The following is a 23,951-nucleotide window of genomic DNA, read 5'->3' on the forward strand; positions in this document are numbered from 1 at the left end:
GGGTCAGCCCTCTTTCTTCGCGGGGGCCATCTGGCCGCTTTCTTTCAGCGCCTTGGTCACTTCCGGCGGCATGTACTTCTCGTCGTGCTTGGCCAGCACTTCATCGGCCACCAGTACGCCGTCGGCGTCCAGCTTGCCCAGGGCGACGATGCCCTGCCCTTCGCGGAACAGGTCCGGGAGGATGCCGTGGTAGCGGATGGTCACGTCCTTGGCGAAGTCGGTGACCACGAACTGCACTTCGAGGGAATCCTGCGAGCGCTGCACCGAGCCGTCGCGGACCATGCCGCCCGCGCGGATGCGGGTGTCCTTGGGCGCTTCGCCGTTGGCGATCTGCGTGGGGGTGTAGAACAGGTTGATGTTCTGTTGCAGCGCCGACAACGCCAGCGCCACGGCGATTCCCACACCGGCCAGGATGGCCAGGATGATGAACAGGCGCTTCTTGCGGATCGGATTCACTTCGACTCCTCCCGGCGCAAACGACGCGCCTCGTCTTGCAGGTAGCGACGGCGCGCCAGCAGCGGCAGCGCGACGTTGAGAATCAGGATGGCCAGGCTGATGCCGTAAGCGCTCCAGACATAGAGGCCGTGATGGCCCATGGCGATGAACTCACCGAACGACGCGAAATTCACGATGCCTTCTCCACCAGTGCCTTGACCTCGGCCTTGACCCAGCTGGCCCGCGCCTCGCGGCGCAGCACGTCGAGGCGCATGCGCATCATCAGAACCGCGGCGAAGAAGCAGTAGAAGCCCAGCACCATGATCAGCAGCGGCACCCACATCTCGGCGGGCATGGCCGGCTTCTCGGTGACGGTGAAGGTCGCCGGCTGGTGCAGGGTGTTCCACCACTCCACCGAGTACTTGATGATCGGGATGTTGATCACGCCGACGATGGCCAGCACCGAACAGGCCTTGGCGGCGCTGTCACGATTGCTGATCGCCTGGCCCAGGGCAATGACACCGAAGTAGAGGAAAAGGAGGATGAGCATCGACGTCAGTCGGGCATCCCAGACCCACCAGGCGCCCCAGGTCGGGCGGCCCCAGATGGCACCGGTAAGCAGCGCGATGGCGGTCATCCAGGCGCCGATGGGGGCGGCGGCCTGCAAGGCGACGTCGGCGAGCTTCATCTTCCACACCAGCCCGACCACGCCGCACACCGCCAGCATCACGTAGCAGGACTGCGCCAGGAAGGCGGCCGGCACGTGGATGTAGATGATGCGGAAGCTGTTGCCCTGCTGGTAGTCCGGCGGCGCGAAGGCGAGGCCCCAGACCAGGCCGGCGGTGATCAGGATGCCCGCCGCCCAGGCGAACCAGGGCAGCCAGCGGCCGCTGATCTCGTAGAACCATTTGGGCGAGCCCAGCTTGTGGAACCAGGTCCAGTTCATGAAAGCTGCCTCAAAACTACTGCGCTTGCCGATACGGCGTTGAAAGCAGGCTCGGGCTGCTCATTTAGGGCGACTAAACTCCGCGCCCTCGCCTGCTTTCGCCTTGTCTCGGCTGCGCTCGCTACGTTTTTCAACAGCTTTCTCATGATCAGGCAACTCTGTTTCTTATTCGCCGACGCTGATGGTCAGGCCGGCGGCTATGGCAAAGGGAGTCAGGGTCACCGCCAGGGCGGTGAGGCAGGCCAGCCACAACAGGTGGCCGACTGCAGGCAGTCCTTGCAGGGCCGCTTGCATCGCCCCGCTGCCAAGAATCAGCACCGGGATGTACAGCGGCAGAATCAATAGCGCCAGCAACAGCCCGCCGCGCTTGAGGCCCACGGTCAGGGCCGCACCGACGGCGCCGAGCAGGCTCAGCACCGGCGTTCCCAGCAGCAGCGAGCCGAGCAGCACCGGCAGGCAGCGCGCTGGCAGGCCCAGCATCAGCGCCAGCAGGGGCGCCAGCAGTACCAATGCCAGCCCGGAAAAAAGCCAGTGTGCCAGCACCTTGGCCAAAACCAGAAGCGGCAGGGGGTGCGGCGAAACGACCCACTGTTCAAGCGAGCCATCTTCGAAATCACTGCGGAAAAGCCCGTCCAGCGAGAGCAGGACGGCCAATAGGGCCGCCACCCAGACCAGCCCCGGAGAAAGGCTTTGCAACAATTGCGTCTCCGGGCCGACGGCCAGGGGGAACAGAGCGATGACGATAGCGAAGAACACCAGGGGGTTGGCCAGCTCCGCCGGTCGGCGGAACAGCAAGCGCGCCTCACGGGCCACGACCAGGCTGAATACACGGATCATGCAGCGCGGCGCCCCAGGTCGAGTTCGCGGTAGCCGGCGGGAACGCGGCTCATGCTGTGGTGGGTGGTGAACACCACCAGGCCGCCGTTATCGCAGTGCTGCGCCAGGTGCTCTTCCAGTTGCGCCACGCCCTGCTTGTCGAGGGCAGTGAAGGGTTCGTCGAGGATCCACAGCGGCGGCGCATCGAGGTAGAGGCGCGCCAGGGCCACGCGGCGCTGCTGGCCGGCGGACAGGGTATGGCAGGGCACATCTTCGAAGCCGCGCAAGCCCACCGCTTCCAGCGCCTGCCAGATGGCATCGCGGCTGGCCGGCTGGTGCAGGGCACAGAGCCAGGCGAGGTTCTCTTCGGGGCTGAGCAGCCCCTTGATGCCGGCGGCATGGCCGATCCAGAGCAGTTCGCGGGCCAGTTCACCGCGTTGCCCGGCCAGGGCCACGCCCTTCAGCCGTACTTCGCCGGCGGTGGGTTGCATCAATCCGCAGAGCAGGCGCAGCAGGCTGGTCTTGCCGCTGCCGTTGGGGCCGGCCACCTGCAGCATCTCGCCATGGCCGAGGCGCAGGTCGAGCCGCTCGAACAGCATGCGCCAGTCGCGCTCGCAGGCGAGATCGTGGGTCTCGAGATAAGGACTGGTCACGGCAACGGATACCCTGGGGGGAACTCAAGTCATGGAGGTGCCGGCCGCTATACTCAGGTACGCGCAAAACAGCGCCCGGCCCGGACGGGGCGGCATTATACATGTCATCCACGGCCCCCGAAGGGGGCTTTCAACAGGTTGTAACCCTTTGATGACCGAGATCAGCACCTCGCGCCCCATCAGCGCCACACCACCAGCCAGCCGCCCCGTGCAAACGGTCGCGGAAGCCGCGGTCAAGCTGCTGCAACCGATCAACGGCCTGCTCTCGGCGGGGGAAAGCGCAGACGCGGAAGTGGTGAGCGTCAAGGAGTCGGCGCAGAACAGCTTCCAGGTGCTGCTCAAGCTCACCCTTAACGGCGGCCAGCAGGCCACGGTGGAAGCCAGCAGCAACCGCCCCCTGGCCCAGGGCAGCCTGATCAACGTTACCGCCGTCTCGGAAACCAAGCTGATGGTGGCCCTGCAACCCGGCGGCACCGCAGCGCTGGACAGCATCGACCTCGACCAGCTGCCGGTGGGCACCCTGGTGCAGGGCAAGGTGGTTTCCAGCGAGCAGCTGGCCGAAGCGCGCACCACTGTCTATCGCTCGCTGATCAACCTGATCAATACCCCCCTGGCCGGCCGCCAGATGGCGGTGGAAGGCCCGCTGCCGCTGCCCCTCGGCAGCCTGCTGAGTGCCCAGGTGCAGAGCAGCCAGTCGCTGCAGTTCCTCCCCCTCTCCGCCCAGCTCGACCAGCTTGCCCTGACCCAGCAACTGGCCAACCAGCAAAGCCGCCAGGGCTCACTGGAAGGCCTGGTACAAGCCTTGAAGGGCATGGGCGACGAGCTGCCGAGCAACCTTCGCGGCACCGTCGACCGGCTGCTGAACAGCTTGCCCGACGCGGCCCAGCTCAGTGACTCCAAGCTGCTGGCCAAGGCCATGGAGAACAGTGGCGCACTGCTGGAGGCCCGGCTGCTGGCCGGCCACGGAGCCGCATTGGGCCAGGACATCAAGGGCAACCTGCTGCGCCTGATCGCCCAGTTGCTGCCCAACCTGCCCAATGGCCCGGCCGCACTGCCCACCGCCGGCGCCAGCAACGCCATGGCCCAGGCCTTGCCGGCCTTCATCCGCAGCGCCCTGGGCTCCCTCGGCCAGGCCAGCGCCCGCCAGCAGGCACTGAGCTTTCCCCTGCCCTCGCGCCTGGCGCAGCAGGCCGAAGGCGAAGGTGACCTGGAGCTGCTACTGAAGATGGCCGCCGCTGCGGTCTCGCGCCTGCAGACCCACCAGCTGTCGAGCCTGGCCCAGTCGCAGATGACCCCCGAGGGCAACCTGCTGACCACCTGGCAGCTGGAACTGCCCATGCGCAACAACCAGGACATCGTGCCCCTGCAGGTCAAGGTGCAGCAGGAGCAAAGCCCGCAGAAACGCAGCAAGGAAGAACAGAAGGACACCCTGTGGCGCATCGAGCTGGCGTTCGACATGGAGCCGCTGGGGCCGCTGCAGGTGCAGGCGCAATTGCTGCGCGGCGCCATCTCCAGCCAGCTCTGGGCCGAGCGGGCCCGCACCGCCAGCCTGATCGACGGCGAGTTGCCCAACCTGCGCGAGCGCCTGGTTTCCGCCGGCCTCGAAGTCAGCGAGCTGGCCTGCCGCCAGGGCATACCGCCGCAAGGCCCGCGTACCAACCTGCAACAGCGCTGGGTGGACGAAACCGCATGAGCCCCCTCTCCTTCCCGCGCCCCCGGAGCAACCCGCAATGACCCAGGCCAAGCAACCGCGCCAGGCCATCGCCCTGTCCTATGACGGTGTCTCCGCCCCAAGCCTCACCGCCAAGGGCGACGACGAGCTGGCGGAAGCGATTCTCGCCATCGCCCGCGAATACGAAGTGCCGATCTACGAGAACGCCGAGCTGGTGCGCCTGCTGGCGCGCATGGAACTGGGCGAGGCGATTCCCGAGGCGCTGTATCGCACCCTCGCCGAAATCATCGCCTTCGCCTGGTACCTCAAGGGCAAGTGCCCGGCCGGTTTCGTCGCCGACGGCGAGCGCGACGTCACCCCACCGGTACCGCTGCTGGGCGGCCCTAGGGGCTGAGGGCCAGCACCTCGCCTTCCACCCCCTTGCCCAGGGGGAAGTCCAGCAGCTGCCAGGCGAAATAGCCTTCACGGAAGTAGAACACCTGCTTGTAGCCCCAGCTCACGGCGAGCTGCGCCGCCAATGCGCCACGGGGGCAGACGTCGCTGTCGCAGTAGATGACCAGGGGCACATGCCGGGGCCAATGGGGCATGGCCAGCCCGGCGAAACGGTCGGCCAGGTCGAGGTGCACCGCCCCGTGCACATGGCCCCAGCTCCACTCCGCCGAAGGCCGCACATCGATGAACAGGGCACCGTAGTCATACAGCCGCTTGGCCTGGAGCACGTTGACCGTGGTCGCGCCCTTGACGCGCAGGGGCGCCTCCTCGGCCTGGGCCAGGGGCAGAACGCAAAGCAGCAGGAAGGACAGAACACGCATGGCGGCGCTCGCGGAGTCGGGACCCGTGTCTTGAGCTTAGGCAGCGAGGGGGCCGGCCTTGGAACTATTGGTTCAGGGCGGGCGCGTTCGTTAGAGCAGGAGGGAGTTAAAGCGGGGTTCAGCCTTGTTTCTGCTTGCGGGCCAATTGCAGCTTGCTGACCAGCTCGGCCTCGGCCTGGGTCAGGCCACAGGAATGGGTCAGGTCATCGACGCTGGCACCCATGCCGGCAAGGCGCGCGGCCTGGGTGAAGGACAGACTGCTGGGGTCGCGCTGCTCGATCTGGCTGACCTTGTCTGGCAGCGGCGCCACCACGCGGCGCAGCTCGTGCAGCTCCTCACCCATACGGATCGAGCCGCTGAGGTAGGCGTCGAGCCGACGCGCCAATTCCTTGATGCGCTGGTCGCGCACCGCATCGCGCTTGGCCTGCTCCTCGGCCGCCAGGCGTTGCCCCTTCTGCAGCCGCACGCAGGTGACTGCGAGGGCTGCACAGGCGACCGCCAGGACCAGCAGCGCGATCTCGATCAGCACGTCAGATGCTCTCCAGCTCCGACCACTCTTCCTCGCTCATCATCTTGTCCAGCTCGACCAGGATCAGCAGCTCGCCGTTCTTGTTGCAGACGCCCTGGATGAACTTGGCCGATTCCTCGTTGCCCACGTTGGGCGCGGTCTCGACCTCGGACTGACGCAGGTAGACCACTTCGGCGACGCTGTCGACGAGGATGCCCACGACCTGCTTGTCCGCTTCGATGATGACGATGCGGGTGTTGTCGGTGACCGACGCCGAATCCAGGCCGAAGCGCTGGCGGGTGTCGATCACGGTGACCACGTTACCGCGCAGGTTGATGATGCCCAGCACATAGCTCGGGGCACCCGGGACCGGCGCGATCTCGGTGTAACGCAGGACTTCCTGGACCTGCATCACGTTGATGCCGTAGGTCTCGTTATCCAGGCGGAAAGTCACCCATTGCAGGATGGGATCTTCGGAACCTTGCCCTGACGATTTCTTCATGTTCCCTAGCCTCTTCTAGAACCGCCCGGGGCGGCGTTCGCGGGTTCTGCCCGCTTGTTTCAAATCCGGAGCGCCGCGCTTTCGCGAGGCGCCGGTGCTCAGTTGAGCGACATTTTCTTGACGGCACCACTGGCGATCAGTTCAGCCAGGGCGGCGACGTCCAGCAGCGCGCACATGTGTTCGATCACGGTGCCGGCGAGCCACGGACGCTGGGTGCGCTGGCTGCGCCATTTGATTTCGCTCGGGTCCAGGCGGATGGAGCGGCTCACCTGGTGCACGGCCAGGCCCCACTCGTACCCCTGGACCGAGATAACGTACTGCAAGCCTTCGCGGAAATCATCGCGGTAGCGGTCCGGCATGACCCAGCGCGCGGTGTCGAGCACCTTCAGGTTACCCCCCTGGCTCGGCAGGATGCCGAGGAACCAGTCGGGCTGGCCGAACAGCGGCGTGAGTTCCTGGCCGGCCAGCGGGTAGATGGAGCCCAGGCACACAAGCGGCACCGCGAGGGTGAGGCCGGCGACATCGAACAGCAGGCACTCGAAGGGTTCTTCAGCCCAGCTGGGGCGGCCGTCGGAGGCCACCGGCTCGCTGTCCAGCAGCGGCGCGTTGGCGGTCTTCAGCTCGGCAACCGGCTCCACCAGGGTCGGGCGGGCGACTGGCGTCACAGGGGCAATGGGGGCGGCAGGCGGTGGGACAGGCGCCGGCGCTACGGGCTTGACCTCGGTACGCAGCTCCGTCGGCGCGGCGACCAGGGTGCGCAGCGGCGTGGCCTCCAGCACCGGCCTGGCCACGGGCGCAGGTGCCGAGACCGCCGCGGCGATCGGGGCAGGCGCAGGGGCCGGCACAGCGGCGATCACCGGTTTGACGGTCAGCCGGGCATCACGAACCTGTTCCTCCAGCACGGCAGCCTCGAACTCGTCCAGGCTGATGCTGTCGGCGAATTCGACGGCCGCTTCCTGCAGCAGGGAATCGAGGTAGGACTGCAAGGCCAGCTGCGGCCTTGTGGCGGTGGCGACGGTACGGCTCATGGATGGGACCTGCAGGAGTGGACTCCACAGTCTATCGGCAGCAAGGCTGCGGGACTTGAGGTATGCAGTTCAGCATAGTCGGTCATTTCAGGCTACCTGGGCGGCCAGTTGCTGACTGAGCAAATGCTTGAGCAGCGCGCGATAGGCGATCACCCCGCGGCTGTTGGAATCGTATTGCGAAGGCGTGACCCCGGCGCGGCTGGCATCACGCAGGCGGGTATCCACCGGGATATAGGCCGGCCACAGGTGCTCGGGATAGGAATTGCGCAGCACCCGCAGGGTATTCAGGGAGGCCTGGGTACGGCGGTCGAACAGGGTCGGCACGATGGTGTAGGGCAACGCCTGCTTGCGCGAGCGGTTGATCATCGCCAGGGTGCTGACCATGCGCTCCAGGCCCTTGACGGCGAGGAACTCGGTCTGCACCGGGATCACCAGCTGCTGGCTGGCGGCCAGGGCGTTGACCATCAGCACGCCCAGCAGCGGCGGGCTGTCGATGATGGCGTGGTCGAACTCCTGCCACAGCTGCGCCAGGCTCTTGGCGATCACCAGGCCCAGGCCGTTCTGCCCGGGCGACTGGCGCTCCAGGGTAGCCAGCGCGGTGCTCGAAGGCAGCAGCGAGATGCGTTCGTGGCTGGTCTGCAGCAGCAGCTGCCGCGGCAGGCCATCGGGCACCGTGCCCTGGTGCAGGAACAGGTCGAAGCAGCTGTGTTCCAGGGTGTCCGGGTCATGCCCGAAGTAGCTGGTCATGGAACCGTGGGGGTCGAGGTCGACCACGACCACGCGCTTGCCGGCATCGGCCAGCAGGCCCGCCAGTGCGATCGACGAGGTGGTCTTGCCCACTCCACCCTTTTGATTGGCTACCGCCCAAACTCTCATGGTCTTCATCCTCCCGGCAGAAACGCCGCCTTGCCGAGAATCATTGTCCGCCCGCAGGGGCCGGCGACGGGGAATTGACGGCCCCCGCTGCTGGGGGCCTCGCTTCTGGCGCTGGTGCAGGTTGCGTGCCAGCACGCTGCAGGGCGCCATCCGGTTTTGCGTTGCCGCTGCCTACGCCACTGACCGCACGACGCACGTCCAGGTTGCGCGACACCACCAATACCACGCGCCGGTTGCGCCCGCGCCCTTCGGCCGTCGCATTGTCCGCCACCGGCTGGAACTCGCCATAGCCGACTGCGGCCAGGCGCGCCGGGTTCACGCCATCCATCGAGAGCATGCGCACGATGCTCGAGGCCCGTGCCGTAGACAGCTCCCAGTTGGAAGGATAGTTCGCCGTATTGATCGGCAGGTTATCGGTGAAACCTTCTACGTGCACCGGGTTTTCGTAGGGCGCCAGGATCTTGGCCACCTTCTCGATCAGGGTGAAGGCTTCGTTGGCCGGTATCGCGTCGCCGCTGGGGAACAGCAGGCTGGAGTTGAGCTCGATCTCCACCCACAGCTCATTGCCGCGAACCGTCATCTGCCCGTCCTTGATCAGCTCGCCAAAGGCCTCGTTGATGTCCTGGCTGATCTCCTGCAGCGGATCAGTGGCAGCGCTCGGCGTATCACTGGAGCCGCTGTCGGTCATGGACTTGTCCGCTTCGGTGGTACGCGGACGCTCATCGCCAACGGGGATCGGCTTGATCGAACGATCCGGCTGGTTGAAGACGCCGGTGAGGGTCTCCGAGAGGATCTTGTACTTGCCTTCGTTGATCGAGGAGATGGAGTACATCACCACGAAAAAGGCGAACAGCAGGGTGATGAAGTCCGCGTAGGAGACCAGCCAACGCTCGTGATTCTCGTGTTCTTCCTGGTGACGTCTGCGGGCCATGTCGCCTCCATCAATCCATGAAGCCTTGCAGCTTCAACTCGATGGAGCGGGGATTCTCGCCCTCGCCGATGGAGAGGATGCCTTCGAGCAGCATCTCCCGGTAGCGCGACTGGCGCATGGCGATGGATTTGAGCTTGTTACCGATGGGCAACAGCAGCAGGTTGGCGAAGCCGACGCCGTAGATGGTGGCGACGAAGGCCACGGCGATGCCGCCGCCCAGCTGGCTGGGGTCCGCCAGGTTGCCCATGACGTGGATCAGGCCCATCACCGCGCCGATGATGCCGATGGTCGGCGCGTAGCCGCCCATGCTTTCGAACACCTTGGCGGCCTGGATATCACGGGCTTCCTGGGTGTAGAGGTCCACCTCGAGGATGCTGCGGATGGCTTCCGGTTCGGCACCGTCCACCAGCAGCTGCAGGCCCTTGCGGGCGTACGGGTCCGGCTCGGAATCGGCGATGGGCTCGAGGCCCAGCAGGCCTTCCTTGCGGGCAGCCATGCTCCAGCCGACCACGCGGTTGATGCCGCCGGCCAGGTCGATCTGCGGGGGGAAGATGATCCAGCGAATGGTCACCAGGGACCGCTTGAACACACTCATCGGGGTCTGCAGGAACGCAGCCCCGAGGGTACCGCCCACCACGATCAGCGCAGCGGGGCCGTTGAGCAACGCCCCCGCGTGGCCACCTTCGAGGTAGTTGCCGCCGATGATGGCGACGAGTGCAAGTATGACGCCGACAACGCTCAGTACATCCATTGACGCGCGTTCTCCATTACAGGCACGCCTCGGCTATGTGCCTGCCGATATCGTCGAGCCCGTAGACGGCGTCGGCCAGGTTGGCCTTCACGATGGCCATGGGCATGCCGTAGATCACGCAACTGGCTTCATCCTGCGCCCAGACCTGGCTGCCACCCTGCTTGAGCAGGCGTGCGCCTTCCCGGCCATCGGCGCCCATGCCGGTGAGCACCACCGCCAGGACCTTGTCGTTATAGGCCTTGGCCGCCGAGCCGAAGGTGATGTCGACGCAGGGCTTGTAGTTCAGCCGCTCGTCACCTGGGAGGATGCGCACGGTGCCACGGCCGTCGACCATCATCTGCTTGCCACCGGGCGCCAACAGGGCCAGGCCGGGACGCAGCACGTCACCGTCCTCGGCTTCCTTGACGGAAATCCGGCAGAGCTTGTCGAGACGCTCGGCGAAGGCCTTGGTAAAGGCGGCCGGCATGTGCTGGATCAGGACGATGGGCGCCGGAAAGTTACCGGGCAGCTGGGTCAGCACCCGCTGCAGGGCCACCGGGCCGCCGGTGGACGTGCCGATGGCCACCAGCTTGTAGGACTTGCGCTTGGGAGCCGGGCTGGACAAGCCCCCCGAGCTGGAAGCCGGCGCAGGTGCGGCACCGGCGCTGGGGCGCGACGGGGCCGGCGCGGGCGCAGCAGGGCTGGGCGCCGACGACGGGGCTGCCGGGGCCGGGCTGTAGCTGCTGTAGCGACGGTTGCTGCGGGCGATGCTGTGCACCTTCTCGCAGAGCAGTTGCTTGACCTTGTCGGGGTTGCGCGAGATGTCCTCGAAGTTCTTCGGCAGGAAATCCACCGCGCCCGCATCGAGGGCGTCGAGGGTCACCCGGGCGCCTTCGTGGGTCAGGGAGGAGAACATCAGCACGGGGGTCGGGCAGCGCTGCATGATGTGCCGCACCGCGGTGATGCCGTCCATCATCGGCATCTCGTAGTCCATGGTGATCACGTCCGGCTTGAGCGCCAGCGCCTGATCGATGGCCTCGCGGCCATTGGTGGCGGTACCGACCACCTGGATATTGGAGTCGGCGGACAGAATCTCCGAGACACGACGGCGGAAGAAACCGGAGTCATCAACCACCAGAACCTTGACTGCCATAAACACTCCTAACAGGCGGCCACCAAGGCCGCCTAAACGATCAACCGCGGCGCGCGTAGCGCTTGAGCATGCTCGGCACGTCGAGGATCAGGGCGATGCGTCCATCGCCGGTGATGGTGGCGCCGGACATGCCGGGAGTGCCCTGGAGCATCTTGCCCAGGGGCTTGATCACCACCTCTTCCTGGCCGACCAGCTGGTCCACCACGAAGCCGATGCGCTGGGTGCCCACGGAGAGGATCACCACATGGCCTTCGCCCTGTTCCTCGTGGGCAGCGTTACGCACCAGCCAGCGCTTGAGGTAGAACAGCGGCAGTGCCTTGTCGCGCACGATCACCACTTCCTGGCCGTCCACCACGTTGGTGCGCGACAGGTCGAGGTGGAAGATCTCGTTGACGTTGACCAGCGGGAAGGCGAAGGCCTGGTTGCCCAGCATCACCATCAGGGTCGGCATGATCGCCAGGGTCAGCGGCACCTTGATGACGATCTTCGAGCCCTGCCCCTTCTGCGAGAACACGTTGACCGTGCCGTTGAGCTGGGAAATCTTGGTCTTCACCACGTCCATGCCGACACCGCGGCCGGAGACGTCGGAAATCTCGGTCTTGGTCGAGAAGCCCGGGGCGAAGATCAGGTTGTAGCACTCGAGATCGGTCAGGCGGTCGGCGGCGTCCTTGTCCAGCAGCCCCTTCTCCACCGCCTTGGCGCGGAGGATATTGGCGTCCATCCCCTTGCCGTCGTCGGTGATCATCAGAAGGATGTGGTCGCCTTCCTGTTCGGCGGAGAGCACCACGCGGCCGGTGCGCGGCTTGCCGGCGGCCTCGCGCTCCTCGGGCGTCTCGACGCCGTGGTCGACGGCGTTGCGCACAAGGTGGACCAGCGGGTCGGCCAGGGCCTCGACCAGGTTCTTGTCGAGGTCGGTCTCTTCACCCACCAGCTCGAGGTTGATCTCTTTCTTCAGGTTGCGCGCCAGGTCGCGGACCAGGCGCGGGAAGCGGCCGAAGACCTTCTTGATCGGCTGCATGCGGGTCTTCATGACCGCGGTCTGCAGGTCGGCGGTGACCACGTCGAGGTTGGACACGGCCTTGGCCATGGACTCGTCGCCGCTGTTGAGGCCCAGGCGCACAAGGCGGTTACGCACCAATACCAGCTCGCCGACCATGTTCATGATCTCGTCCAGGCGCGCGGTGTCGACGCGTACCGTGGTCTCGGCCTCGCTGGCGGCGGACGCGGCCTTATCGCCACCCGCGGCAGGCGCGGGAGCGGCCGCAGGCTTGGCAGCGGGCTTGGGCGGCTCAGCCGCCTTGGGAGCAGCAGCCGGTTTTGCGGCGGCAGGCTTGGCGGCCGGAGCGGCAGCGGGCTTGGCCGGCGCAGCCGGTTTGGCAGGGGCTGCCTCCGCGGCGTCGGCAACGAACTTGCCCTTGCCGTGGAGCTGGTCGAGCAGCGCTTCGAATTCGTCGTCAGTGATGTTTTCGCCGGCGCCGGCAGTAGCTGCCGCAGGAGCCTTGTCGGCCGGAGCGGCAACCGCAGGGGCCTCGACCTCAGCGGCGGCCACGAACTTGCCTTTGCCATGCAACTGGTCGAGCAGCGCTTCGAACTCGTCGTCGCTGATCTCGTCACCGCCACCGGCAGGTGCCGCAGGCGCGGGCGCCGGGGCGGCGGCCTTGGCAGGCGCAGCAGGGGCCTGCTCGGCCACGAACTTGCCCTTGCCGTGCAGTTGGTCGAGCAGCGCTTCGAACTCGTCGTCGCTGATTTCGTCAGCCCCGGCAGCGGCCGATGAGGCCGCGCTGACGCTCGACTCGGCGGCGGGCTCATCGAGCACGTTGAGCAGCTGTTCGAACTCGCTGTCGGTGATATCACCGGACGCGGCTTCGGCTTCAGCAACGGGCTCAGGCTCGGGCTCGTACTCCGGTTCGGCAGCCGCCTCGTCGCCACCCGGCTCGGCCAGGCGTGCCAGGGCAGCCAGCAGCTCCGGCGTGGCCGGCGTCGGCTCGGCGCGCTCGCGTACCTGGCTGAACATCTCGTTGACCGTGTCCAGCGCTTGCAGGACCACGTCCATGAGCTCCGCCGTCACACGGCGTTCGCCCTTGCGCAGGATGTCGAAGACGTTCTCGGCGATGTGGCAGCACTCCACCAGCGCATTCAGCTGGAGGAAGCCGGCACCACCCTTGACCGTGTGGAAACCGCGGAAAATGGCATTGAGCAGATCCATATCGTCCGGACGGCTCTCGAGCTCGACCAGCTGTTCGGACAATTGCTCCAATATTTCGCCGGCCTCAACCAGGAAGTCCTGGAGGATTTCTTCATCGGCGTCGAAGCTCATTCGGTTGCTCCCTAGAATCCAAGGCTGGATAACAGATCATCGACATCGACCTGACCGGACACGACATCATCACGCTTATCGGCATTGATCTGCGGACCTTCACCCCTGGAAGGCTCTTTTTGTTTTTCTTTTTCAGCCACGATCTCCGCACGGTCGTGGTGGATACCAGCGAAGCGATCGACATCGCTGGCCATCAGTACCAATTTCACCAGGTTGCTCTCGACCTCGGTGACCAGTTGGGTGACGCGCTTGATCACCTGGCCGGTGAGATCCTGATAGTCCTGGGCAAGGAGGATGTCGTTCATCCTCGACGAAAGCTGTTCGGTATCGCGTTGACTGCGAGCAAGGAAAGTCTCGATGCGCTTGGCCAGGTCGCGGAAGGCATCCGCGCCAATTTCCCGACGCATGAAGCGCCCCCACTCCTCTCCCAGGCTCTGGGCTTCATCGCCTAGGCCATTGAGCAGCGGTGCGCTCTCCTCCACCAGGTCCATGGTCCGGTTCGCGGCCTTCTCGGTCATCTTCACCACGTAGGAAAGACGATCCGTGGCGTCGGCGATCTGCGAAACCTCGGTGGCATGGGGCAGGTGCGGGTCGATCTGGAAGTTGACGATCGCGGTGTGCAGCTCGCGCGTCAGCTTGCCGACTTCCTGGTACAGCCCGCGATCACGGACTTTGTTGAGTTCATGGATGAGTTGCACGGCATCGCCGAAATTGCCCTTTTCAAGGGTATCGACCAGCTCGCGCGCATGGTTTTTCAGGGTCGACTCAAGGTCTCCCGGTTGGGAATCTTTTTGGTCCATGGCGTCCTCGCGACTGGCATCAGCCGTTGACCCGTTCGAAGATCTTCTCGATCTTCTCTTTGAGCACCTGGGCGGTGAAAGGCTTGACCACATAGCCGTTCACACCGGCCTGGGCCGCTTCGATGATCTGGTCACGCTTGGCCTCGGCCGTCACCATCAGCACCGGCAGGTGCTTGAGGCGCTCGTCGGCACGCACGGCGCGCAACAGATCGATCCCGGTCATGCCCGGCATGTTCCAGTCGGTAACCAGGAAATCGAAGTTGCCACTGTGCAGCATGGGTAGAGCGGTGGTGCCATCATCGGCCTCTGCGGTATTGGTGAAACCCAAGTCACGCAGGAGGTTCTTGATGATGCGTCTCATCGTCGAGAAATCGTCCACGATGAGGATTTTCATGTTCTTGTCCAAATCGACCTCCGTACAGTCCTAAACGCCCCCGTAGAACGGGGGCGTCGATCAATCGAAAAACCGGCGTGCCAATCAGTGCGCGCGCCATTCACCCAGCCGTGACCGCAAGCGTGCGGCACATTGGCTGTGCAACTGGCTGACCCGCGATTCACTGACCCCCAGCACTTCGCCGATTTCCTTCAAATTCAGCTCTTCGTCGTAATACAGCGCCAGTACCAAGCGCTCTCGTTCCGGCAGATTGGCGATGGCGTCAGCCAACGCCGCCTGGAAGCGCTCGTCTTCCAGATCATTCGAAGGTTCGAGATGGGTGACTCCGGTGTCTTCGTGCGTCGCGCCATGCTCACCGTCCTGCAACAGGTCGTCGAAGCTGAACAGGCGGCTGCCCAAAGTGTCGCTCAGGATGCCGTAGTAATCTTCGAGACTCAATCCAAGTTCGGCCGCAACTTCCTGATCTTTAGCGTCTCGCCCGGTTCTTGCCTCAATTTTCCGGATGGCATCGCTCACCATCCGGGTGTTGCGATGGACCGAGCGTGGTGCCCAATCCCCTTTTCTCACTTCATCGAGCATGGCACCGCGGATGCGTATGCCTGCATAGGTCTCGAAACTTGCGCCCTTGCTGGAATCGTATTTCTTCGAGGCTTCGAGCAGGCCGATCATGCCGGCCTGCATCAGGTCCTCCACCTGCACGTTGGCCGGCAAGCGGCCCAGCAGGTGGTAGGCGATGCGTTTGACCAGCGGCGCGTAGCGCTCGATCAGCTGGTGCTGGGAATCCCTAGCCTGTGCCTTGTTGTACATACGAAGTCCACTAGCGGGTGTCATATGGCCGAATCCGCGATCGGTTGCTGCACCAGGCGCTCCACGAAGAACTCCAGATGACCGCGTGGGTTGGCCGGCAGGGGCCAGCTGTCCACTTTCTGGGCTATCGCCTTGAACGCCAGGGCGCACTTCGAGCGCGGGAAGGCTTCGTAAACCGCGCGCTGCTTCTGCACGGCCTTGCGTACGGATTCGTCATAGGGCACCGCGCCGACATATTGCAAGGCCACATCCAGGAAGCGATCAGTCACTTTGGTCAGCTTAGCAAAGAGGTTGCGACCCTCCTGTGGACTGTGTGCCATGTTGGCCAATACGCGGAAACGGCTCATGCCGTAGTCGCGATTGAGGAGCTTGATCAAAGCATAGGCGTCGGTGATGGAAGTGGGTTCGTCACAGACGACTACGATCACTTCCTGCGCCGCGCGCACGAAGCTGACCACCGCGTCGCCGATGCCGGCGGCGGTGTCGATCACCAGGACGTCGAGGTTGTCGCTGATCTCGCTGAAAGCCTGGATCAGGCCGGCGTGCTGCATGGGCGAGAGCTGCACCATGCTTTGGGTGCCCGAGGCGGCCGGCACGATACGAACGCCACCCGGGCCCTGCAGCAGCACGTCACGCAGGTCGCACTCGCCGGCGATCACGTCGGCCAGGGTGCGCTTGGCGGTGAGGCCGAGCAGTACGTCGACGTTGGCCAGGCCAAGGTCGGCGTCCAGCAGCATGACCCGGCGACCGAGATCGGCGAGGGCCAGCGAGAGGTTCACCGACACGTTGGTCTTGCCGACGCCACCTTTGCCGCCGGTTACGGCAATCACCTGTACGGGATGCAAACTACCCATTTATTACACCTTGTCTCACGTCGACTGGGCCACTTGGCGGGCTCGTGCCACTCATCCGGAGTGGCTGGGGTTCTATCCGACTCGGCGGGCCGGGTTCTGGTACAGCCCGGCGAACAGGTCGGCCATGGCTTCTTCGCTGGGGTCCTCCGGCGTCTGCAGGCTCACTGCACGGCTCACCAGCTGGTGGCTGCGGGGAATCTGCAGGTCATCCGGAATCCGAGGCCCGTCAGCAAGATAGGCTACCGGGAGATGCTGGCCGATAGCCAGTCCTAAAACCTCTCCCAGGCTCGCCGCTTCGTCGAGCTTGGTCAGGATGCAGCCAGAAAGACCGCAACGCTTATAACTATGGTAGGCCGCCTTTAGCACTTGGCTCTGACTCGTTGCAGCCAGCACCAGATAGTTCCTGGCTTTGACACCACGGCTGGCCAAGGTCTCCAACTGCATTTTAAGCGCAGGATCGGTCGCCGGCAGGCCTGCGGTGTCAATCAGCACCACACGTTTGCGCGCCAGCGGGGCCAGCGCCTGGGTCAGGGATTGGCCGGGATCGACATGGGTCACCGACACGTTGAGGATGCGGCCGAGGGTCTTCAGCTGCTCCTGGGCGCCGATGCGGTAGCTGTCCATGCTCACCAGGGCGATCTGCTGGGCGCCGTATTTCAGTACGTAGCGCGCAGCCAGCTTGGCCAGGGTGGTGGTCTTGCCCATGCCGGCCGGGCCGACCAGGGCGATCACACCGCCCTCTTCCAGCGGCTCCTGCTGCGGCGTGCGGATGGCGTGGGCCAGATGGGCCAGGACCATGCGCCAGGCCTGGCGCGGGTCCTTGACGGAGGCGACACGCTCCATCAGGGCACGGGACAGTTCGGCGGACAGGCCCATGCGCTGCAGGCGACGCCAGAGGCCGGCCTGCTGCGGACGGCGGCTCTGCATCTGGCCCCAGGCGATGGAGCCCAGCTGGACTTCGATCAGTTCACGCAGGCCGTTGAGCTCGAAACGCATGGCATCCAGGCTGCGCTGGTCGGCGGCGGCCGGTGCGGGGGCCTTCGGCTGGGCAGCAGCTGCCGCCACCGGCGAGGCGCTGGCACGCTCGGTGCGTTGCGGGCGCATGGCGGCGGCGAGGCTTTCCGCAGACACGTCCGAACGGTCGGCAACCAGTTGGCGGTTCTTGCCGGCGTCGGCCTGGCCACCGCGGTTGCTCAGCTCGGCATGGGCCTCGGCGATGCGGGCCTGGGTACGACGCAGCTCGGCTTCGAGGGCCGGGTTGGGCTTGCTCGGCGCGGGAGCCGGCATGGGATAGTCGAGCGCGGCGGTGATCTCCACCCCACCGGCGACCCGACGGGTGCCGATGATGGAGGCATCCGCGCCCAGTTCGTCCCGCACCAGTTTCATGGCCTGGCGCATATCCGCAGCGAAGAAGCGTTTGACCTGCATGGCCTGTGACCTCGGTTAGTTCTGCCCCACAGTCGAGACTATGGTGACCTGCTTGTTGTCCGGTATTTCCTGGTAGGCCAGTACGTGCATGGTTGGCACGGCGAGCCTTGCGAAGCGCGACAGCATCGCCCGGATCGGCCCGGCTACCAGCAGGATGGCCTGCTTGCCGAGCATTTCCTGGCGCTGCGCCGCTTCCACCAGGGAACGTTGCAGCTTCTCGGCCATGCCAGGCTCCAGGAGGATGCCATCCTCGGAGCCTTGTCCGGCCTTCTGCATGCTACTGAGCAATATCTGTTCCAACCTGGGCTCCAGGGTGATCACAGGCAGCTCCGGCTCTAGTCCCACAATGCTTTGCACGATTGCGCGGCTCAGCGCCACGCGAACAGCTGCCACCATAGCGGCGGGATCTTGACTCTTGGGTGCGACGTTGGCGATGGCCTCGGCGATGGTGCGGATGTCGCGCACCGGCACCTGTTCCTGCAGCAGCGCCTGCAGCACCTTGAGCAGGGTCGACAGCGAAACCAGGCCCGGAACCAGCTCTTCCGCCAGCTTGGGCGAGCTCTTGGCCAGCAATTGCATGAGCTGCTGCACTTCTTCGTGCCCCAGCAGCTCGTGGGCGTGCTTGTGCAGGATCTGATTGAGGTGGGTGGCGACCACGGTACTGGCGTCCACCACCGTGTAGCCGAGGGACTGCGCCTGGTCACGCTGGCTGCCGTCTATCCACACGGCCTCCAGGCCGAACGCCGGATCCTTGGCGGCGATGCCGTTGAGGGTGCCGAACACCTGGCCGGGGTTGATCGCCAGCTCGCGGTCCGGGTAGACCTCCGCCTCGGCCACGCTGACGCCCATCAGGGTCAGGCGATAGGCGTTGGGTAGCAGGTCGAGGTTGTCGCGGATGTGCACCGACGGCATGAGGAAGCCCATCTCCTGGGACAGCTTCTTGCGTACGCCCTTGATGCGGGTGAGCAGCTGGCCACCCTGGTTGCGGTCCACCAGGGGAATCAGGCGGTAGCCGACTTCCAGGCCGACCATATCCACCGGGGTGACGTCGTCCCAGCCCAGCTCCTTGGTTTCCGGGGCGCGCTGGGCCGGCAGCAGTTCCTGCTGGCGCTGCGCTTCCTGCACAGCCACTTCCTTCTCCTTCTGGCCCTTGCGCCAGATCCACCAGGCGCCGCCAGCGGCGATCAGGCCGAGGCCGAGGAAGGACACGTGGGGCATGCCCGGGACCAGGCCCATGGCGATGAGGATGGCGGCGGAGACGGCCAGCGCCTTGGGCGAGGCGAACATCTGGCGGTTGACCTGCTGGCCCATGTCCTCGGAGCTGGAAACACGGGTCACCATGATCGCAGCGGCGGTGGACAGCAGCAGCGAGGGGATCTGCGCCACCAGGCCGTCACCGATGGTCAGCAGGGAGTAGATGCGCCCGGCGTCGCCGAAGGTCAGGCCGTGCTGGATGATGCCGATGGCCATGCCACCGATCAGGTTGATGAAGAGGATCAGCAGGCCGGCGATGGCGTCACCGCGGACGAACTTGCTGGCACCGTCCATGGAACCGTAGAAGTCGGCTTCCTGTGAGACTTCCGCGCGGCGCTTTTTGGCTTCGACCTGGTCGATGATGCCGGCGTTGAGGTCGGCGTCGATCGCCATCTGCTTGCCGGGCATGGCGTCCAGGGTGAAACGTGCACTCACCTCGGAGATACGGCCGGCACCCTTGGTGACCACCACGAAGTTGATGATCATCAAGATGGCGAAGATCACCGCACCGACCACGTAGTTGCCGCCGATGACCACTTCACCGAAGGCCTGGATCACCTTGCCTGCGGCGTCGTGGCCGTCCTGGCCGTGGAGCAGTACCACGCGGCTGGAGGCCACGTTCAGCGCCAGGCGCAGCAGGGTCGAGACCAGCAGGATGGTGGGGAAGACCGCGAAGTCCAGCGGGCGCAGGGCGTAGACGCTGACCAGCAGAACCACGATGGAGAGCGCGATGTTGAAGGTGAAGAACACGTCCAGAAGGAACGGCGGCACCGGCAACGTCATCATGCCCAGCATGATCAGCACCAGCAGCGGCACCCCCAGGTTGCCCCGGGACAGGCTGGCGACATTGCCGCGCACGTTGCCGATCAGTTGCGAACGATCCAAATCTCTACCCTCAAGCAGTGGCGAAACACAGCCCTCGCCCATTCAATCTTTTGACGCGCGGATGCGCGCAGCAGAGCTTGTGCAAGAAGCTCACCAACTTCCCGGAGGTGGCGGTGCAGAGGGGGGCGCGGCGACCTTTGCCTACAGGCAGGGGCAGCGCAGGGTCAGTCGTCGCGACGCAGGTCAGCGGGGATCGGCGGCTCCGTCAAGGGCGCAGGGCGCTTGCCCTTGCCCGCGCGGAATTGCTTGAGCTGGTAGACGTAGGCCAGTACCTGGGCCACCGCCAGGTACAGGCCGGCGGGGATTTCCTGGTCCAGCTCGGTGGAGTAGAACACCGCCCGCGCCAGGGCCGGGGATTCCAGCACGGTGATCTTGTTCTCCTGGGCGATCTCGCGGATCTTCAGCGCGGTGAAGTCGTTGCCCTTTGCCAGCAGCAGCGGCGCGGTGCCCTTGGCCGGGTCGTACTTCAGGGCCACGGCGAAGTGGGTCGGGTTGGTGATCACCACGTCGGCCTCGGGCACGGCGGACATCATGCGGCGCTCGGCCATCTCCCGCTGCATGCGACGGATACGCGACTTGACCTCGGGCTTGCCCTCGCTGTCCTTGTACTCGTCGCGCACTTCCTGCTTGGTCATCATCAGCTTCTGCTTGTTGTCCCAGAGCTGATACGGCACGTCGATGGCGGCGATGAGGATCAGCCCGCAAGCCAGCCAGAGCGCGCTCCAGCCCACCACCTGGACGCTGTGCAGAATGGCCTGCTCCAGGGGCTCGTGGGCGATGGACAGGAGGTCGTCGGCATCCGAAGACAGCACCATCAGCGCCACCATCAGGATCAGCCCGAACTTGCCCAGCGCCTTGAGCAGCTCAACCACCGCGTGCATGGAGAACATGCGCTTGATGCCGGACAGCGGGTTCATGCGGCTGAATTTCGGCGCCAGGGCCTCGAAGGAGAAAAGCCAGCCCCCCAGGGAGATGGGCGCCACAAGCGAGACGATGAGCAGCGTCACCAGCAACGGGGTAACGGCCGAGAGTGCCATCTGCCCCGACTGCAACAGCCACAGCGCCATGCTGCGCTCGTCCATCAGCGCTTCGCGGGACAGGGTGAAGTTGGCCTGCATCATGCGCATCATCATGTCCGCCAGGCCGCCGCCGGATGCCAGCACGCCCCCTGCCCCACCCAGGGTGATGGCCAGGGTATTGAGTTCCTTGGAACGGGCGATCTGCCCCTTCTCGCGCGCCTCCTGCTGGCGTTTCGCGGTGGGTTCTTCGCTTTTGTCCGCCCCGCTCTCACTTTCTGCCATCGCGCACCTCGACAGAAGGCCCGGCTAACCGACCGGGACGGGTAATGGGCGGCATGCAGCCGCAGCGAGAGGCCATCAACGCGCCCTCGCCAGCTCGCGCAGGAGCTGCAAGGCATCGGTGGCGAGGATCTGGTACTGGGAGAGGATGTCGGCCATGCCGATCCAGATGATCACCAGGCCCAGGGCCACCGTCAGCGGGAAGCCGATGGAGAAGATGTTCAGTTGCGGCGCGGCGCGGGTCATCACGCCGAAGGCGATGTTGACCACCAGCAACGCGGTGATCGCCGGCAGCGCCAGCAGCAGGCCGGCGCCGAGCACCCAGCCCAGCTTGGTGGCCAGGGTCCAGTAGTGCTCGACCATCAGGCCCCCGCCCACCGGCAAGGTCACGAAGCTCTCGGCGAGCACCTCGAACACCACCAGGTGGCCGTTCATGGCCAGGAACAGCAAGGTCACCAGCATGGTGAAGAACTGCCCGATCACCGGCACCGAAACGCCGTTGGTGGGGTCGACCATGGAGGCGAAGCCCAGGCCCATCTGCACCGCGAGTATCTGCCCGGCGACGACGAAGGCATGGAAGAACAGCTGCAGGGCAAAGCCCATCACCGCCCCCACCAGTATCTGCTCGGCGATCAGCAGGAAGGCCTGCAGGGTGACCGCGTCCACCGGAGGCATGGGCGGCAGCGAGGGGGCGATCACCGCGGTGATGCCGAGGGCCAGGTACAGGCGCACCCGGGTCGGCACCAGCTGGGTGCCGATCAGCGGCATGGTCATCAGCAGGGAGGCGATGCGGAACAGCGGCAACAGGTAGCTGCCGACCATGCCGCCGATCTGCGCTGTGGTCAGCTCCAGCATGTCAGCCGATCAACATGGGGATGTTGTGGTAGAGGTTGGTCATGTACTCCATCAGCTCCCGGGTCAGCCAGGGCCCGGCCCACATCAGCGAGATGAGCATCACCAACAGGCGCGGCAGGAAGCTCAGGGTCTGTTCGTTGATCTGCGTGGCGGCCTGGAACATGGCGACGATCAGGCCCACCACCAGGCTAGGCACCACGAGGATGCCGACGATGACGCAGGTCAGCCAAAGCGCTTCACGGAACAGGTCGACGGCGACTTCGGGTGTCATGGCTAAACCCCTCCAAAGCTTCCGGCCAGGGTGCCGATGATCAGCGCCCAGCCATCCACCAGCACGAACAGCATGATCTTGAACGGCAACGAGATGATCAGCGGCGACAGCATCATCATGCCCATCGCCATCAGCACGCTCGCCACCACCAGGTCGATGATCAGGAACGGGATGAAGATCATGAAGCCGATCTGGAACGCGGTCTTCAGCTCCGAGGTGATGAAGGCCGGGATCAGTATGGTCAGCGGCGCGGCGTCGGGCGACTGGATGTCGGTGCGCTTGGACAGGCGCACGAACAGCTCCAGGTCACTGGAGCGGGTCTGCGCCAGCATGAAATTCTTCACCGGCACCTCGGCGCGCTTGATCGCCTCCTGGGCCGGCAACTGCTCGTTGAGGTAGGGCTGCAGGGCGTCGCGGTTCACCTGGTCGAACACCGGCCCCATGATGAACATCGTCAGGAACAGCGCCATGCCGGTGAGGATCTGGTTCGACGGCGTCTGCTGCAGGCCCAGCGCCTGGCGCAGGATGGAGAAGACGATGATGATCCGCGTGAAGCTGGTCATCAGCATGACGAACGCCGGGATGAAACTCAGCGCCGTCATGATCAGCAGGATCTGCAGGCTGACCGAGTACTCCTGCTGGCCTTCGGCGTTGGTCGACAGGGTGATGGCGGAGATCGACAACGGGTCGTCGGCGCCCAGCGCCAGGGGTGCCGCCACTGCCAGCAGCAGGGCGATCAGGATGCGCCAGTAACCCATCAGCTCTTGTCCTTGTCCTTGCCCAGCAGTTCCATCAGGCGCTGGGCGAATTCGGGGGTGGCAGGCTCGGCGTCGGGCATGTGCACCGGCTCCTTGAGCACATGCAACGGGGTGATGCGCCCGGGCGTGAGGCCCAGGAGGATCTGCTCGCCGCCCACCTGCACCAGTACCAGCCGATCACGCGGGCCCAGCGCCTGGCTGGAGACCAGCTTGATCACCTGGCCGCCACGGGGGCCCATCTGCTGAACCCGACGCAGCAGCCAGGCGAGCACGAAGATGACGCCGACCACCAGCAACAGGCCGATGGTCAGCTGCCCGAGCTGCGCGGCGACGCCGCCCCCGGCATTGACCACCGGAGCGGCAGCCACGGCAGGCGCGGCGACGGCGGCCGGGGTGGCGGATGCGACGGTTGCCGCCGGCTCTGCGGCGAACGCCGTCAGGGGCAGGCAGAACAGCGCGAGCAGGAGTCGTCCCATGGCGTCAGCGCAGTTTCTTGATGCGTTCGCTGGGGCTGATCACGTCGGTCAGGCGGATGCCGAACTTCTCGTTGACCACCACCACCTCGCCATGGGCGATGAGCGTGCCGTTGACCAGCACGTCCAGCGGCTCGCCGGCCAGGCGGTCCAGCTCGATCACCGAGCCCTGGTTGAGCTGCAGCAGGTTGCGGATGGTGATGTCGGTGTTGCCCACTTCCATGGAGATGGACACCGGGATGTCGAGGATGACATCGAGGTTGGGGCCATCCAGGCTCACCGGTGCGTTGGAGCGCGGCATGCTGCCGAACTCTTCCATCGGTGCCCGGGGGTTGGCCGGTGCCGCCGCTCCGCCGCCCTGGTTCATCAGTGCGTCGATGTCGTCCTGGCTGGCCTCGTCGCCCGCCTCGGCCAGAGCCGCCGCCCATTCATCGGCGAGCGCCTGTTCCTCGGGGGTGGTGCTTTCTTCGTCTGCCATCGGTTGACCTCGGCTGG

Annotated in this window: 28 protein-coding genes; 2 read left to right on the forward strand and 26 right to left on the reverse strand. The window is 65.4% G+C overall.

Annotation, left to right across the window (positions count from 1 at the left end; genetic code table 11):
- Nucleotides 1-3: 3 nt before the first annotated feature.
- The 5 genes from ccmE to ccmA all read right to left on the reverse strand — a co-directional run bounded on the left by ccmE (nucleotide 4) and on the right by ccmA (nucleotide 2,796).
- Nucleotides 4-456 carry a cytochrome c maturation protein CcmE gene (gene ccmE, locus RTW82_RS08230; protein ID WP_021220558.1) on the reverse strand — a complete coding sequence of 151 codons (453 nt, stop codon included), beginning with the start codon at nucleotides 454-456 and terminating at the stop codon, nucleotides 4-6.
- A complete protein-coding gene (ccmD, locus tag RTW82_RS08235) occupies nucleotides 453-629 on the reverse strand; it encodes a heme exporter protein CcmD (protein WP_043245772.1) in 177 nt (58 codons plus the stop codon). Before ccmD ends, ccmE begins: the two co-directional genes overlap by 4 nt.
- Nucleotides 626-1,381, reverse strand: coding sequence for a heme ABC transporter permease (locus RTW82_RS08240; protein ID WP_021220560.1), 756 nt, complete (start codon nucleotides 1,379-1,381; stop codon nucleotides 626-628). The genes ccmD and RTW82_RS08240 overlap by 4 nt, the downstream gene beginning before the upstream one ends.
- A 165-nt stretch (nucleotides 1,382-1,546) precedes the next feature.
- On the reverse strand, nucleotides 1,547-2,218 hold the full coding sequence (gene ccmB / locus RTW82_RS08245) for a heme exporter protein CcmB (RefSeq protein WP_021220561.1): 672 nt from the start codon (nucleotides 2,216-2,218) through the stop codon (nucleotides 1,547-1,549).
- Nucleotides 2,215-2,796, reverse strand: a complete 582-nt coding sequence (ccmA, locus tag RTW82_RS08250) for a cytochrome c biogenesis heme-transporting ATPase CcmA (protein ID WP_021220562.1) — start codon at nucleotides 2,794-2,796, stop codon at nucleotides 2,215-2,217. The genes ccmB and ccmA overlap by 4 nt, the downstream gene beginning before the upstream one ends.
- Before the next feature lie 205 nt (nucleotides 2,797-3,001).
- On the opposite strand from ccmA, the gene RTW82_RS08255 reads away from it, so the two are divergent.
- The gene (locus tag RTW82_RS08255) at nucleotides 3,002-4,543 is read left to right on the forward strand and encodes a flagellar hook-length control protein FliK (protein WP_043245773.1); all 1,542 of its coding nucleotides are present in this window, start codon (nucleotides 3,002-3,004) and stop codon (nucleotides 4,541-4,543) included.
- Between the two features lie 37 nt (nucleotides 4,544-4,580).
- The gene (locus RTW82_RS08260) at nucleotides 4,581-4,916 is read left to right on the forward strand and encodes an EscU/YscU/HrcU family type III secretion system export apparatus switch protein (RefSeq protein ID WP_021220564.1); all 336 of its coding nucleotides are present in this window, start codon (nucleotides 4,581-4,583) and stop codon (nucleotides 4,914-4,916) included.
- Here the strand turns inward: RTW82_RS08260 and RTW82_RS08265 are convergent.
- The 21 genes from RTW82_RS08265 to fliN all read right to left on the reverse strand — a co-directional run bounded on the left by RTW82_RS08265 (nucleotide 4,906) and on the right by fliN (nucleotide 23,934).
- A complete protein-coding gene (locus RTW82_RS08265; protein ID WP_021220565.1) occupies nucleotides 4,906-5,334 on the reverse strand; it encodes a rhodanese-like domain-containing protein in 429 nt (142 codons plus the stop codon). The two genes, RTW82_RS08260 and RTW82_RS08265, sit on opposite strands and share 11 nt — an antisense overlap.
- Before the next feature lie 118 nt (nucleotides 5,335-5,452).
- Entirely contained in the window at nucleotides 5,453-5,860 is a 408-nt protein-coding gene (locus RTW82_RS08270) for a DUF2802 domain-containing protein (protein WP_169708443.1), read from the reverse strand.
- Nucleotides 5,861-5,864: 4 nt separating this feature from the next.
- On the reverse strand, nucleotides 5,865-6,344 hold the full coding sequence (locus tag RTW82_RS08275; protein ID WP_021220567.1) for a chemotaxis protein CheW: 480 nt from the start codon (nucleotides 6,342-6,344) through the stop codon (nucleotides 5,865-5,867).
- A 98-nt stretch (nucleotides 6,345-6,442) separates the two neighbouring features.
- Nucleotides 6,443-7,372: a CheW domain-containing protein gene (locus RTW82_RS08280; protein WP_263402063.1), complete on the reverse strand. Its 930-nt coding sequence runs from the start codon at nucleotides 7,370-7,372 to the stop codon at nucleotides 6,443-6,445.
- 87 nt (nucleotides 7,373-7,459) lie between these two features.
- Nucleotides 7,460-8,248, reverse strand: a complete 789-nt coding sequence (locus RTW82_RS08285) for a ParA family protein (RefSeq protein ID WP_031288163.1) — start codon at nucleotides 8,246-8,248, stop codon at nucleotides 7,460-7,462.
- 40 nt (nucleotides 8,249-8,288) lie between these two features.
- Nucleotides 8,289-9,179: a flagellar motor protein MotD gene (gene motD, locus RTW82_RS08290; protein WP_316924807.1), complete on the reverse strand. Its 891-nt coding sequence runs from the start codon at nucleotides 9,177-9,179 to the stop codon at nucleotides 8,289-8,291.
- Nucleotides 9,180-9,189: 10 nt separating this feature from the next.
- Entirely contained in the window at nucleotides 9,190-9,930 is a 741-nt protein-coding gene (locus tag RTW82_RS08295; protein WP_021220571.1) for a flagellar motor protein, read from the reverse strand.
- Nucleotides 9,931-9,946: 16 nt separating this feature from the next.
- Complete coding sequence (locus RTW82_RS08300) at nucleotides 9,947-11,062, reverse strand: chemotaxis response regulator protein-glutamate methylesterase (protein WP_316924808.1); 1,116 nt, start codon at nucleotides 11,060-11,062, stop codon at nucleotides 9,947-9,949.
- Nucleotides 11,063-11,102: 40 nt separating this feature from the next.
- Complete coding sequence (locus RTW82_RS08305) at nucleotides 11,103-13,379, reverse strand: chemotaxis protein CheA (protein WP_316924809.1); 2,277 nt, start codon at nucleotides 13,377-13,379, stop codon at nucleotides 11,103-11,105.
- Between the two features lie 11 nt (nucleotides 13,380-13,390).
- Nucleotides 13,391-14,179, reverse strand: coding sequence for a protein phosphatase CheZ (locus RTW82_RS08310; RefSeq protein ID WP_021220574.1), 789 nt, complete (start codon nucleotides 14,177-14,179; stop codon nucleotides 13,391-13,393).
- A 19-nt stretch (nucleotides 14,180-14,198) separates the two neighbouring features.
- On the reverse strand, nucleotides 14,199-14,573 hold the full coding sequence (locus tag RTW82_RS08315; protein ID WP_003083073.1) for a chemotaxis response regulator CheY: 375 nt from the start codon (nucleotides 14,571-14,573) through the stop codon (nucleotides 14,199-14,201).
- 84 nt (nucleotides 14,574-14,657) lie between these two features.
- Nucleotides 14,658-15,404 carry an RNA polymerase sigma factor FliA gene (gene fliA / locus RTW82_RS08320; RefSeq protein ID WP_031288164.1) on the reverse strand — a complete coding sequence of 249 codons (747 nt, stop codon included), beginning with the start codon at nucleotides 15,402-15,404 and terminating at the stop codon, nucleotides 14,658-14,660.
- Nucleotides 15,401-16,234 carry a flagellar synthesis regulator FleN gene (fleN, locus tag RTW82_RS08325; RefSeq protein ID WP_021220576.1) on the reverse strand — a complete coding sequence of 278 codons (834 nt, stop codon included), beginning with the start codon at nucleotides 16,232-16,234 and terminating at the stop codon, nucleotides 15,401-15,403. Before fleN ends, fliA begins: the two co-directional genes overlap by 4 nt.
- 72 nt (nucleotides 16,235-16,306) lie before the next feature.
- Complete coding sequence (flhF, locus tag RTW82_RS08330) at nucleotides 16,307-17,662, reverse strand: flagellar biosynthesis protein FlhF (protein ID WP_316924810.1); 1,356 nt, start codon at nucleotides 17,660-17,662, stop codon at nucleotides 16,307-16,309.
- Nucleotides 17,663-17,677: 15 nt separating this feature from the next.
- Nucleotides 17,678-19,801, reverse strand: coding sequence for a flagellar biosynthesis protein FlhA (flhA, locus tag RTW82_RS08335; RefSeq protein ID WP_021220578.1), 2,124 nt, complete (start codon nucleotides 19,799-19,801; stop codon nucleotides 17,678-17,680).
- Between the two features lie 164 nt (nucleotides 19,802-19,965).
- Nucleotides 19,966-21,102, reverse strand: a complete 1,137-nt coding sequence (gene flhB, locus RTW82_RS08340; protein ID WP_271660679.1) for a flagellar biosynthesis protein FlhB — start codon at nucleotides 21,100-21,102, stop codon at nucleotides 19,966-19,968.
- Between the two features lie 75 nt (nucleotides 21,103-21,177).
- Complete coding sequence (gene fliR, locus RTW82_RS08345; RefSeq protein ID WP_316924811.1) at nucleotides 21,178-21,954, reverse strand: flagellar biosynthetic protein FliR; 777 nt, start codon at nucleotides 21,952-21,954, stop codon at nucleotides 21,178-21,180.
- Nucleotide 21,955: 1 nt separating this feature from the next.
- Nucleotides 21,956-22,225 (reverse strand): flagellar biosynthesis protein FliQ, encoded by a 270-nt coding sequence (gene fliQ / locus RTW82_RS08350; RefSeq protein WP_021220581.1) that lies wholly within the window; start codon nucleotides 22,223-22,225, stop codon nucleotides 21,956-21,958.
- 2 nt (nucleotides 22,226-22,227) lie between these two features.
- Complete coding sequence (gene fliP / locus RTW82_RS08355) at nucleotides 22,228-22,983, reverse strand: flagellar type III secretion system pore protein FliP (RefSeq protein WP_316924812.1); 756 nt, start codon at nucleotides 22,981-22,983, stop codon at nucleotides 22,228-22,230.
- Nucleotides 22,983-23,459, reverse strand: a complete 477-nt coding sequence (gene fliO / locus RTW82_RS08360) for a flagellar biosynthetic protein FliO (RefSeq protein ID WP_316924813.1) — start codon at nucleotides 23,457-23,459, stop codon at nucleotides 22,983-22,985. Before fliO ends, fliP begins: the two co-directional genes overlap by 1 nt.
- A 4-nt stretch (nucleotides 23,460-23,463) precedes the next feature.
- Nucleotides 23,464-23,934: a flagellar motor switch protein FliN gene (gene fliN / locus RTW82_RS08365; protein ID WP_021220584.1), complete on the reverse strand. Its 471-nt coding sequence runs from the start codon at nucleotides 23,932-23,934 to the stop codon at nucleotides 23,464-23,466.
- Nucleotides 23,935-23,951 lie beyond the last annotated feature (17 nt).

The organism is Pseudomonas sp. zfem005 (genome assembly GCF_032621735.1).
In the GTDB taxonomy this organism is placed as follows: domain Bacteria; phylum Pseudomonadota; class Gammaproteobacteria; order Pseudomonadales; family Pseudomonadaceae; genus Metapseudomonas; species Metapseudomonas solani.